Below are 11,233 nucleotides of genomic sequence, written 5' to 3' on the forward strand. Positions count from 1 at the left end.
TGTGGTATATATATCCACAGGTCAAAAGGCTGGGACACGTGAGACAGCCAATTAGTACGGTATTGATGATATTGAAGAAGCTAACTAATTGCCTTAGTACAATAATTAACTAAGTTAAGCACGCAGTAGCAAAATATTCCACCTAAGAAAGAAGCTAAAATATCAAACCAATCAAATGTTCGGCCGGCTATAAGGGGTTGAATTAATTCATAGAAAACCATAATTAAGCAACCCATCAAACTTATCTTTAGTACACTATCCTGTTTGTTTCTTTCCTTGATTATCGCATATATAAAGGTAATTAATACAACTGCCACAAAATTTGGCATTGATCCGGCCAATACGGAATCATTACCCAATTTAGTAAACAAATAAGCTCTTAAACCAAGCTCCATGAATGCTGTAAATACTAAAACCGCTATAAAAATGGCTATAAGTGTTATTCGTCGATTTTTATTTAAAAGCATTCAGATTGAATTTAATTGCAGATGCAAAGGTAAGGCTTATACACACTGATATTAACGTTGCAACAACGTTTAACCTTAAAACCCTATAATTACCTGATAATCCTAACCAATCCCATAACCGGTAATCTTATCGGCGCGGCCCATACCCTCAGGAACAGCCGATTGGCATGCCACGCCATAAAATGAAAAAAGTTTAAATTTGCCTTATAATTACACACACCTTAAACAATGAAATTAGAAAAAGCTGGAAGGTTTTTAAATGCGCAGAACCAGGTTTACCTGAAAGCCCTGGCCGAAGTTAAGGCAGGTAAGAAAGTTACCCACTGGATGTGGTTCATATTTCCGCAGCTCAAAGGGCTGGGGCAAAGTGATACATCAATTTACTATGCCATTGAAGGACTTGTAGAGGCAGCTGATTACCTGAAGCACCCTGTGTTGGGCAAGAACCTCGTAGAAATATCCTACGCGGTACTGGCCGTTGAAGGCAGGACCGCTAATGAAATTTTTGGTTCGCCGGATGACCTGAAGCTGTGCTCTTCTATGACGCTTTTCGCCCAGGTCAAAGATACCGACCCGGTTTTTAACGAGGTATTGGTAAAGTATTTCGCCGGGTTGTTCGACCCTTTAACCCTTAAGCTGCTATAAAACAGGTTTTATAAACCCTTAGCGCAATTCATTTTTTTATGCCCTACAGTCCTTTAAACACACCTCTCTCGAAAATCATCATGGAGCATACCTACAACGGTATCTACAGCGAAGCCGCTTTTGAAAAATTTGAAGTGGATGACAGTGATTTTGATGCCGCTACAGAGGATATCCGCCAGCGGCTGAACGTCCGCTTAAAGCATGCCCGGTATAGTACAGTACTGGTAGAACAGCTGGCGCGGCATAAATTAAATATCTATGAGAAATTCGGTAATGAGCTCCACGCATACCATTTCCAAACGATCCTGGATATCATAGAACAGGTCGAGAATGGTGCGGTGATGAATGTAAGGGATTTCAGGAACGAACCTTTAGCGGGATTAAAGCACATCCACCACAATTCAAATACCTTCATTGCCCAGAACATGCTCAATACCTGGCGTGAAAAGTATGGTAAAAAAGATGAAGTTACATTCCAGAACAGCCTGCTCACCAATATTTTCTATAAGCTCCTTGATGAATACAGTCCGGCTGTAGCGCAGCAGAAAGCACTTACCTTCCTGCTCAATAGGATATTGTACGAAAGTAAGTTCAGGCCACTAAAAAAACAGACCGGTGAATGGATTATCTACACGCAGCATGATGGTACTAATTATTACCTGTGCCTGGCTACCCATCAGGAAGCAAAAGACTTCGGTGATGAAGTGGTCGCCCAAAGGTTGCAGCCTTGCTTTAAAGAATTTCCTGAATTAAGCAGAAGCCTGTAGCATCCTGATCGATATTGGTAGCCGCTTTTTTATGTTCTAAAGGCACTGCTATTCAAAAATCTGTAAATTTGTGATATCTGCTCATTAAACACATCACGCCATGACAGACATCGACCGCTACATCACCCAACTGCTTGACGGCAACGTTCTGCCCGGCGAGCCGCCTTTTTCCCTCGACAGCAATTTCCGGGCTGTGGACCGCGAGGCCTATCAAAGTTACCTGCCAGTGCTTTGCCGGTTCATCGAAACAGAAACCGACCTTTTTAAACGCTCCATTGCCCGGCTGGTATTGGAAAGGATAATCCCTGATAAGCCGGACCTGGCCACAGCCAATTGCCTGCTCAAGGGGTTGGAAGACCCCGACCGGATCACAAGGAATTCACTGCTGAGCCATATTGAGCCCTTGCAGTTGCCCGAAGGTACAGACCTTGAGAGCATAAAAGAATGCATCCGAAAGGGGGACTTTTTAGTACGCTCCTCAGCTCTTAAAGCGCTGCGGGCGGCACCCGGAATAGAAGGCGAATTGTTTTTACTGGAAGTCCTGCGGCGCACCGATAATTTCTGGGATATCGAGACAATTGCTGACATCCTGGGCGATATCGGCAGCGTATTTTCCCTGCCCGTATTAATGGCAAGGCTGGAAAATGAAACTGCGGAAACGGACGAGGACATTTACCTTGCATTAGAAAAGATAGCATCAAGGCTTGACATGCCAAAAGACCTGAGGGCGCAATTAGGCGATCCCGACTTTTGGAAGGTCAAATGGCAGGGCACCAAAGAAAGTTTCGTGGGTTTTATGGCTATGGTTGCCTTAATGTCCGGCAATGGCGACAACCCCGAAGCCGCCGACCAGCTTGGGGAGATCTTCCGCGAGGAAATGCATGTTGATATTGCACCTTTCCAAACCTACCGCGAACTGCGCCTGTGCAGTAACGATGAAGATATGTTCGGGGCAATGGTCGGGATTGAAGAAAGCCTGCAATCCCGCATATTGCTGGAGGTCGCCCTGAGCGATACCGGTATCTCCGAAAGCAGGGAATCGCAGTTTGAGGGTGTTTACTTCAATATGTTAAATGATTACCTCTTCACCCGACTGCGCCGGAAGATCCGTTTCGCGGACGATGATTTTTAATTCTTAGGTATTTTACGCATATTCGTATTTCAGGGCTCCTGGCCCTGTGTGATAAGGTTTAGGTTAAAGCCTCCCGCAGCGAGTGTTGGGAGGCTTTTATTATTTATCGCATTTCAGGTTCACGGTTATTTCCGGAGCTGCATTTAAAAAATGAACTTCACAGCAGTTTGTTTGGGATTTTGTAATTTACACTACTTATCCATCTTCATGTATGAATACACATATCGCTAAGGAACTGATAGAGATGGCGAATCATGACCTGCATGTTCGTGAAAAACTATTAAATGAAGGCAAGCTCACATCAGGCTACAATCCTGATATGGAACGGGTTCATAGGATCAATGCAGCACGGTTGGAAGAAATCATCGACGCTATCGGCTATCCTACAACCTCAAAAGTGGGAAAAGAAGCAAGTGATGCAGCATGGCTTATCGTACAGCATGCCATTAGTGAACCGGCTTTGATGAAAAGGTGCTATGCGATTTTCATTGAGATAGGTGATGATATAAACCCGCAAAACCTTGCATATCTATACGACAGGATCTGCTATTTTGAAGGGAAGCCGCAGAAGTACGGTACCCAGTTTGACGACCGTGGCATGTATCCGGTCGAAGATAAGGCAGAAATGGTACGCCTGCGTGAAGCATTGCATTTAAAGCCGCACGACGAGGGCGTCATATTAGAGCATCAGGCAGGCCATGACTTACACCCTTCCGATAGCGAATTCAATAAGTGGCGAAAGGAAGTCGGATGGATATGATTGCGTGCACTTAAGACGGCACCAAGAGCTAAGGCATACCCTTTGTATTGACCTTCACCGGGCACAATGCTCCATGTTCTATATTGTATCTTGCCTGGACAACATACGGATAGTAGATTATCTTGACCAGTTTTTAACAGCTTGATTATTGACTATTCGAGACTAAATTATATATGATCTTTCTGTATTACTTATAATATTTTAAATTAAATTTAATATCAATTAATTGATATTTCCGCGCAATTCCAATTCAACCCATATAAATGGTGACTATGCCACTAACCACTTATTTACCCCAAGGCTTACTTAAAGAATTCGTCAGCTCTATAGTATACCTTGAGGATATGGGTATGGGGATCGCTTTGCAGCGGGTTTATCAGACCATTATTATTAATACAGGTTCCAATTTTTATACGTCTGATCTTTACAAGGACGAACCTGCTAAAGAAAATTCATCTGTCATTTGGATCAACGGCCAGCACGAGCGCCCTTTTGCCCTGGAAAATCCGGGAAAGACAAGTATGTACGTGATTGGTGTAAAACCCGGTATGTTACCGTACTTTTCAAAAGTGCCGGTAGCCGAAACAAACGGAACGGCACTTGGGGCAGAGCACTGGGCGGAACCGGATATGTTCAAGTTAAGACATAAACTGATAGCGTGTGAAAACCTACAGGCTGGGTTTGAACTGATCGATAACTATTTTACGGGCAAATTAGAGGTGCAAAACCCTTCAGCACTTCAAAACATCAATTATCTGAGCAAAGCGATGCCTGAAAACACAGTGCAAGAGATTTGCATGGTTCTGGGCTGTACCCGGAAGAAACTGCGTGCGGATGCCATTTATTATTTTGGTTCGCCGGTCAAAAATATGCAGGGGATAATCCGGTTCGGTGAGCACCTGGCCACTATTTCCCGTGACCCTTATCAATCCCTGTCTTCAATTCATACCTTCTACGACCAAGCACATTTCATTAACGACTTTAAGGCAAGAACCGGCATGACGCCCAGCCAGTACCGGATGCTATGCCAGCACTATCCGGAGATCCGTCATACGCCCAATTTTATTTCTTTGTCCAAGGAAACATTTTTACAATTTATTGCGAAATACCCGGCCTAATTTTGGCTTGTAATAAATTCCCATATGAAAACTCAGCTGCTGTTCGTACTTAGGATATTAGGTACCGCTATATTGATCATGATAATTGATGTGCTATTGTCGGTATTAGAAGTATTCATTTATGCCCGGTTCGTTCCTGATAAACCCGCTTCCTTTTATGATGCTCATGCCCTGCAAAGCGCCCCGTGGGTGTCGGGTATTGCGGGCGGGTTCCTCATGTTTGTTTTTACACGCCACTACATGAACAAAAAACCGTCCCGCCATTTACTATATTCCTTAACACTGCCCACCGTTTATACTTTGATCGATATTTGTATCATAGTGGCGATACAAGCTGATCTTAAATCAAATTATCCGACCTACATAATCGCTACCCTTGCCAAGTATGCAGGCGCCTTGATTGCTTATTTCAATAAACCCAAAATAACTCATGAAAACATCAGTTCATCCGGTCGTATTTTTTGATATCGGTTGCAAAGACCTCGAAAAAAATACCTTATTTTATCAAAACCTGTTTGGCTGGTCGCCCACAGGCATCCCATTTGCCAACCTGATCGATACAGGAACTTCCGATGGCATAGAAGGGCAGATCACCGCCCTGGGGCACGAACCGCATAACTATGTGATGGTGTACATACAGGTGGATGATATTAATGCTCATTTAGAGCATGTCGTTAGTGAAGGTGGTCAAAAGGTATTAGGGCCTATTACCTTGCCAGGTGGCAAGCAGTTTGCATGGTTTAAAGATCCCGAAGAAAATATGCTGGGTTTGGTCACGAAACCGTAGCGGAATCCGCTATGTCGGCCTTTGTGTAATAATATGACTATTTAATACTTAATCGCTTCCAAAATGATCAAAATAACTTACTTTTTATCAGTCTTACTTTTAATTACGATATCAATCCACGGCCAGACAAGTCAACAACAAACCCTTAGCAAGATCGAATGGCTGACCGGTAAATGGAACCGCACCAATGGTAAACCGGGCCAAACCGGTGTAGAAAACTGGATTAAACAATCCCGTGATAAATTCGTCGGTAATGGTATTACACTAAAGGGAAGGGATACGATCTTTTCTGAAAAGCTGCAAATCATCGCTCAGAAAGACGGTATCTATTACGTTGCCTATGTGGAAGAAAACAAAAAGCCTGTATATTTTAAATTTACCGAAATTTCTGATACGGGATTTGTCTGCGAAAATGCCACACATGACTTCCCGAAAAAAATAAGCTATCAAATGACCGGTAAAAAGCTCAAAGTTGTTGTCTCCGGTAATGGGAAAAGCATTGATTTTGAATTTATCAAATAGGGTTTCAACTTTCAACCTGCTAACGCCTTGTACCTTGCAGACATCTATCTATTACTCTCCATGTAAATATTACTTAATCAACTTCATTAATGTTCCTAACCCGTACATTTGGCATATCCTTGAAAATGTCCTGCATATATTTTCTATGATTGGCACCCGCAATAACGATTACTTTTTTTGCCCCTGTCTTTCTCGCCCTGTTTACAACATTATCACACATACCTTTATTTCTCATCATCCACCAATGTATTTTTGAAAGCATTTCTTCTTTAGGGAAGTTCTTCATATTATACATCTCTGGCAAATAAAAATCGCCTGAGGCAGATATTGCAGAGGCTTCATCTGTGTTTAGCCACTCCGTCACGGTCTTCGAGGTCGTTTCTACCTCACCATATTTTTTAAAGCCGTTGTTAATCTTAGCCAATTGTGGTTTTATTCTATTGCTAAAGGTCGAGATTGTGTCTTTTCTGGATAAATTGAACTTTGCATCGAATGCCGCCCAGGAAGCTCCCCAGTTTAGATCATAGTCCTGACAATCCATTGAAAGCAATTCACGCATCCCCATTTCCTGCATCAGCGGGAACGCTATCCATGCATACTCAGAAGTTTTCAATCTTTTCATACTTCGCCCCGTAGTATCTAATTTGGGACTAAGTACTTTATCGACATAGTTTTTGAGGTCAGCATCAGGTGTTCGCTGAAGGTGATCAAATACTTGCCAAAATTGATAATGTCCGTTTGCAACATCCTGATTGAGGTAATAGGCATGGGCCAAGTCAATTTTTACATGATAGTCATTAGGTTTTAACAGGGTTAGTTTTTTCAAACTGTCAATTGTCTTTGGCAGTAACTCCTCTGCTATGCTTCGATTGCTCCTTAGGACTTTTAGCCGCTTGATATTGTCTTTTTTACACCAATAATCCATTACCAACCGCTCGTCTTCTTTACTCAAAAACTCTCCAAAAAAGGCATCTGGTATAAACTTTCTAATCTTATTATGTATGCTGGCAAAATCCTGCTTTGGGTATTTGCTGTAGTCATGGGAGACACCTATAATTATAATATCTAGATCCTGCGCCATAGTATTTATCGAAATGAAGAAAATTAAAAAAAGGATATACTTCATGTTTAGTGCCTTATTTAGTTATAGTGCTTGAGAGGTTATTTATCTGAGCCCGACGATGACAGCAGGGCTATTTTAAAACCTCACATGCTAAAATTAAAGATTAATTCAGCCGCTTTTACAGCTCCCCATACTTTATAAAGAATAATAATACTGTTGAAAGTCGATTGTTTTTTCCCAGCATAAGGATGCTATAATCACACTTGAATTTTCAATAATATGGTGTAGGTGCTGTATTTTTTGATGTATTACAAATCAAAATACGGGAAAGTATAAATTTTACGTGATAAACTATGGTAGCCTTAAAGATGAATCTATCGTCCTGAAAGCAACACGTCCTATATCTTTTGAGTAAGGCGTCAAACAAAATCGCCGACATAACACTGCTTTAGCTAAAAAAAAGAGGCTGTCTCATAAGTACGAGACAGCCTCTTTTTTCTTTAAATTATTCGGATAGGTGGCTGAGATAGTTTTCGTACAGACGATTCTCAGAGCCTCAATTTCACTTTTAATACAACCTCATTTCATTTAACTCCTTGCTATCAATTATAAGTACGGTTGAAAAAAGTAAAGATTGGTATGTCAATTAAGACCCCAATATTAAATACGCTCTTGGCCGGGACAGACTCAAAGGTATCACCCCCGGAGTAAAATAATTTAGGTGACATACGCCACCCTGCGCTTACGGCAATAGGCGTTTTGGGGATGCCAATGACGAGTTGGGCTGATGGTGAAATAATGCTTTCCAGACGTACTTCCTGTTTTAGTGATTCCGTTTCGCTGTCTTTTAAACGATAGGAAACAATCCCGCCCACGTCTATTATAGATGAAAAGATCGTGATTGCCCATTGGCCCTTTGAGCTAAGCCCCTTACTGAATGCTAATCCGACCGGTGCATAAAAACCATGTGCATACAGGCCGCCATTGAAATCGGCTGCGTACCCTATATAGCCATTCAACGCTATATTCCACGATGATTTTTGTTTTACAGAATAACTTCCAGGCGGCAGTGCCACAGACTCAATCACGTTCTCCACTTCATCAGAAGTTGTGGCTGAAGCCAGGTTAGCGGCAAATGAAAGATATTTAACAGTTTTTTCTTTAGCTTTTTGATCCACAAAAATCTTGTTATCATTTATAAGTTTGATACATCCGTTAAAGATACCCGGGTAATTCCTCTGTTGGATATCAATGCAAAGGCCCCTCCCGGTTTCGAGATTTTTAATTGTTAATGTAAGATCGGCCGGTAAAGTTACGTTCATCACCTTGGCATAGCTTTCGGCTATATTACCAATTGCTCCTAACGATGTAGTTACGAAAGAAGCATAATATGTCGTCTCGATCTTTTCACCGGCAGTTATCTTGACCCTTAAGGCCTTATACGCTACATTAATGTTATCTAAAGAGGATAAAGTTCCAAGGAATTTTTGATGGTTAGTTAAAATGTTAGTGAAGATTGTCGCAAGATCCGCTGTGCCAATCTTCAGGTTTAAGTAGCACGGATGCTTGGAATACTGTTGATAAACCAAGCCAAAATATAAATTCAATATTTCACTTGAGGAAAAAATTGTACGTAAGGTGTTTTCCGTAATAAAGATGCCTTCACCCTCTTTCTCTGTTCGCAGCGAACTGAGGAGTATATTTGTTAATTTCAGATAATTGGTATACTCGTCAGTAGCGGTACATATAAGCGGGTCATTTATCACTTTGTCAAAGCCTGTTATTATGGTGTTGCCTTCCACAAAATTTTGGATGAGGTTTAGAGCGACCACCAAAGGCTTACTCTGCAAGGCTGTCTTAATGGCAGCAGCCCGCTTCTGGCAATCAGTATCGCTATTGGGACAATCTTTTACAGCATCCATCTCACTTAGTGATAAAATATTTTGAGCTTCATTAACGATGTCCTTGGTAAAGGCATCCCTGAGCTCTTGCAATAATGTCATTATATTATGGCTTTCAATATTATCGATGATCTCAACAGTTCTAGGGAACAGGTAACGCACTTCGGGGAACTTTTTCAGGTCTTTCTTCATGGTTTCAAAGAAAGCCATAGACAGTTCTTTTTTACCGCGACTGATCAGGAATTTCGCAATGCCATCGGCATAGTTGGTTACATTCGCCCCCAATATGGCCGAACCGGCTGCTGTAGGCGTACCTAAAACTGGGCCGACTCCATTGGCCATCTTATTCAGAACGATAGGGTTATTAAGGAAGATGTTGCTGGATGCCTGTACCTTGCTTTTATAGTTGCTGGCGTTTATTGTCGGATCATTGTAATAGTACGCCAGTATCCCGGCAATGGTTTCTGGTGAGGTCCCGTCACTTAAAAGCTTGTGCAAGGTAAGGACGTCCTTGGCAGGAAACCCCGTAACCTGGGCAGCGCTATGATTCCATGCCGCAGCCAACGATAAAATCAGTAAGAATTTGTAAAGTTTCTTCATATCTAATAAATATTTAAGGTGTTGTCTGATACAAATTGATGCAGCGGGATAACGATACTAAATTTCCCCTCGATCAAACCCGTGATTATACCAATGAGGTTCTGGTCATTATCGTATACCGCTCCACCGGAATCGCCTTGCTCTGAAGCAGGCCTGCACTTTTTTCGGTCGGAAATGTTACCGACGAGGATGGCTTCGTTAAATTTTAAAGAATTGCCGTAATTATACATGATGCCCACATCATTCTTTACATTTTCTATGATGTAACCCTTACCGGTAGTCACCCTGCCGGCAATATTTACTTCCTTAAAGTGATCGGCTGTGGTAATCTTTTTTAATCTGCCACCATAGGATTGAGGCTCATTGGCATTTATAAATTGGTCCGGGTTTTTAAGTTTCACAAGGGCAAAATCACCCCTTTTATCCATACTGCCAAAAGACCAGTCCCCTGTGTCCTTTTGGTTATATAGCACATCTTCATTCCCAGTTTCATCCTGTGGGCTTTTAAGGTCGCCTTCCGTCAATACGTGACAGTTGGTGACCAGGTAAGTAAAGCCACTTGCGTCTGTTGCAACACAGCATGCCGAACCCTGGTAACCGGGAGCGCTCTTTTTGGCGACACTTCCGTCAAGCCCGGCTGAGGGCTTACCAATACCAACATCAGTAATTATTTCCGTTTCAACCTGATGGACTTTTCCGCTTGGCAATTTTACCGGGACATGGGCAGGCAGGTTTGTTACATTGCTGTCAATTAAATAGATAGCTACCACATTTTTACGCTGGCTATCAATTATGGCGACAGAATCAGTAAGAAAATTGATGTTCGGGAATTTAACTTTTAAATAAGAGCCATTTTGATCAACGGCCAACTGCGCTAATTCAGAACCGTCCAATGCCAGGTATTCATCCAGTTCATCAGTACTTGAGGCCTCATACGTTTGTTTTTGGCTAAGTTTCTCACGCAGGTTCTTGGTATAAAATAAAAGATCCAGCATGTCATGCCAAAACTTTGAGCCCAGGCTGATAAACAACCCGGTAAGGGCACAACCGATCAACGTATAAAATACAAAACCCAACCCGTTTAAGGAAAAATCCCATTGCTGGTTTTCCCATCCAACAGCCATGAAAGGGTCGCTTGCTTTAAAAATCGCGAAAAAATTGGCATTTGCACCGATAGCTATGAAGATACTTATGCAAATATTTAGGCCAAGTACCCTAACCTCCATCGATTTTTCGTCTTCCTTACTGTTTACTTCCCGTAAATTTTTCTTATCATTATTAAACAGGAACCAAAGCCGCCGCCCCTGCTTGCCAAAATATATTTTTATCCACGTTACAACGCGTTCGGAGATCATGCTTAATATAAACAACATGATGGCGATACCAATACCTTTTTCCAGTGTTCCAGACATACTAATTACTTTAAATTATACAATATAAATTTTTACCCGACTGTGATTTAAAGGGCATG

At 41.9% G+C, this 11,233-nt stretch carries 12 protein-coding genes; 8 read left to right on the forward strand and 4 right to left on the reverse strand.

Translation table 11 applies throughout. The features are described 5' to 3' along the window. Positions 1-80: 80 nt before the first annotated feature. Positions 81-467 (reverse strand): hypothetical protein, encoded by a 387-nt coding sequence (locus FMM05_RS00095; RefSeq protein ID WP_143371312.1) that lies wholly within the window; start codon positions 465-467, stop codon positions 81-83. A 228-nt stretch (positions 468-695) separates the two neighbouring features. Here FMM05_RS00095 and FMM05_RS00100 point away from each other — a divergent pair, with 228 nt between their 5' ends. The 8 genes from FMM05_RS00100 to FMM05_RS00135 all read left to right on the forward strand — a co-directional run bounded on the left by FMM05_RS00100 (position 696) and on the right by FMM05_RS00135 (position 6,198). Then, the gene (locus FMM05_RS00100; RefSeq protein ID WP_143371313.1) at positions 696-1,112 is read left to right on the forward strand and encodes a DUF1810 domain-containing protein; all 417 of its coding nucleotides are present in this window, start codon (positions 696-698) and stop codon (positions 1,110-1,112) included. An 80-nt stretch (positions 1,113-1,192) separates the two neighbouring features. Further along, entirely contained in the window at positions 1,193-1,879 is a 687-nt protein-coding gene (locus tag FMM05_RS00105) for a hypothetical protein (protein WP_143371314.1), read from the forward strand. Positions 1,880-1,979: 100 nt separating this feature from the next. Then, positions 1,980-3,011, forward strand: a complete 1,032-nt coding sequence (locus tag FMM05_RS00110) for a HEAT repeat domain-containing protein (RefSeq protein ID WP_143371315.1) — start codon at positions 1,980-1,982, stop codon at positions 3,009-3,011. Between the two features lie 211 nt (positions 3,012-3,222). After that, positions 3,223-3,771, forward strand: coding sequence for a DUF6624 domain-containing protein (locus FMM05_RS00115; RefSeq protein WP_143371316.1), 549 nt, complete (start codon positions 3,223-3,225; stop codon positions 3,769-3,771). A 272-nt stretch (positions 3,772-4,043) separates the two neighbouring features. Then, positions 4,044-4,889 carry a DUF6597 domain-containing transcriptional factor gene (locus tag FMM05_RS00120; protein WP_185965470.1) on the forward strand — a complete coding sequence of 282 codons (846 nt, stop codon included), beginning with the start codon at positions 4,044-4,046 and terminating at the stop codon, positions 4,887-4,889. Between the two features lie 24 nt (positions 4,890-4,913). Then, positions 4,914-5,354 (forward strand): hypothetical protein, encoded by a 441-nt coding sequence (locus FMM05_RS00125; RefSeq protein ID WP_143371318.1) that lies wholly within the window; start codon positions 4,914-4,916, stop codon positions 5,352-5,354. Further along, positions 5,320-5,676 (forward strand): VOC family protein, encoded by a 357-nt coding sequence (locus tag FMM05_RS00130; RefSeq protein ID WP_143371319.1) that lies wholly within the window; start codon positions 5,320-5,322, stop codon positions 5,674-5,676. The genes FMM05_RS00125 and FMM05_RS00130 overlap by 35 nt, the downstream gene beginning before the upstream one ends. A 63-nt stretch (positions 5,677-5,739) precedes the next feature. Further along, a complete protein-coding gene (locus FMM05_RS00135) occupies positions 5,740-6,198 on the forward strand; it encodes a DUF6265 family protein (RefSeq protein ID WP_143371320.1) in 459 nt (152 codons plus the stop codon). 73 nt (positions 6,199-6,271) lie between these two features. Here FMM05_RS00135 and FMM05_RS00140 read toward each other — a convergent pair whose 3' ends face one another. The 3 genes from FMM05_RS00140 to FMM05_RS00150 form a co-directional block, all read right to left on the reverse strand. Beyond that, positions 6,272-7,324 (reverse strand): DUF5694 domain-containing protein, encoded by a 1,053-nt coding sequence (locus FMM05_RS00140; RefSeq protein WP_143371321.1) that lies wholly within the window; start codon positions 7,322-7,324, stop codon positions 6,272-6,274. 539 nt (positions 7,325-7,863) lie between these two features. Beyond that, positions 7,864-9,762 carry a hypothetical protein gene (locus tag FMM05_RS00145; RefSeq protein ID WP_143371322.1) on the reverse strand — a complete coding sequence of 633 codons (1,899 nt, stop codon included), beginning with the start codon at positions 9,760-9,762 and terminating at the stop codon, positions 7,864-7,866. Between the two features lie 2 nt (positions 9,763-9,764). After that, complete coding sequence (locus tag FMM05_RS00150; RefSeq protein WP_143371323.1) at positions 9,765-11,174, reverse strand: trypsin-like serine protease; 1,410 nt, start codon at positions 11,172-11,174, stop codon at positions 9,765-9,767. Positions 11,175-11,233: the final 59 nt, after the last annotated feature.

Origin of the sequence: Flavobacterium zepuense (assembly GCF_007097145.1) — a bacterium.
Taxonomy (GTDB): domain Bacteria; phylum Bacteroidota; class Bacteroidia; order Flavobacteriales; family Flavobacteriaceae; genus Flavobacterium; species Flavobacterium zepuense.

Coding starts and splice junctions, on each gene's coding strand:
- FMM05_RS00105 (WP_143371314.1), top strand. CDS start 1,193: ATGGAGCATACCTACAACGGTATCTACAGCGAAGCCGCTTTTGAAAAA.
- FMM05_RS00135 (WP_143371320.1), top strand. CDS start 5,740: ATGATCAAAATAACTTACTTTTTATCAGTCTTACTTTTAATTACGATA.
- FMM05_RS00140 (WP_143371321.1), bottom strand. CDS start 7,324: ATGAAGTATATCCTTTTTTTAATTTTCTTCATTTCGATAAATACTATG.
- FMM05_RS00100 (WP_143371313.1), top strand. CDS start 696: ATGAAATTAGAAAAAGCTGGAAGGTTTTTAAATGCGCAGAACCAGGTT.
- FMM05_RS00095 (WP_143371312.1), bottom strand. CDS start 467: ATGCTTTTAAATAAAAATCGACGAATAACACTTATAGCCATTTTTATA.
- FMM05_RS00130 (WP_143371319.1), top strand. CDS start 5,320: ATGAAAACATCAGTTCATCCGGTCGTATTTTTTGATATCGGTTGCAAA.
- FMM05_RS00120 (WP_185965470.1), top strand. CDS start 4,044: ATGCCACTAACCACTTATTTACCCCAAGGCTTACTTAAAGAATTCGTC.
- FMM05_RS00150 (WP_143371323.1), bottom strand. CDS start 11,174: ATGTCTGGAACACTGGAAAAAGGTATTGGTATCGCCATCATGTTGTTT.
- FMM05_RS00110 (WP_143371315.1), top strand. CDS start 1,980: ATGACAGACATCGACCGCTACATCACCCAACTGCTTGACGGCAACGTT.
- FMM05_RS00125 (WP_143371318.1), top strand. CDS start 4,914: ATGAAAACTCAGCTGCTGTTCGTACTTAGGATATTAGGTACCGCTATA.
- FMM05_RS00115 (WP_143371316.1), top strand. CDS start 3,223: ATGAATACACATATCGCTAAGGAACTGATAGAGATGGCGAATCATGAC.
- FMM05_RS00145 (WP_143371322.1), bottom strand. CDS start 9,762: ATGAAGAAACTTTACAAATTCTTACTGATTTTATCGTTGGCTGCGGCA.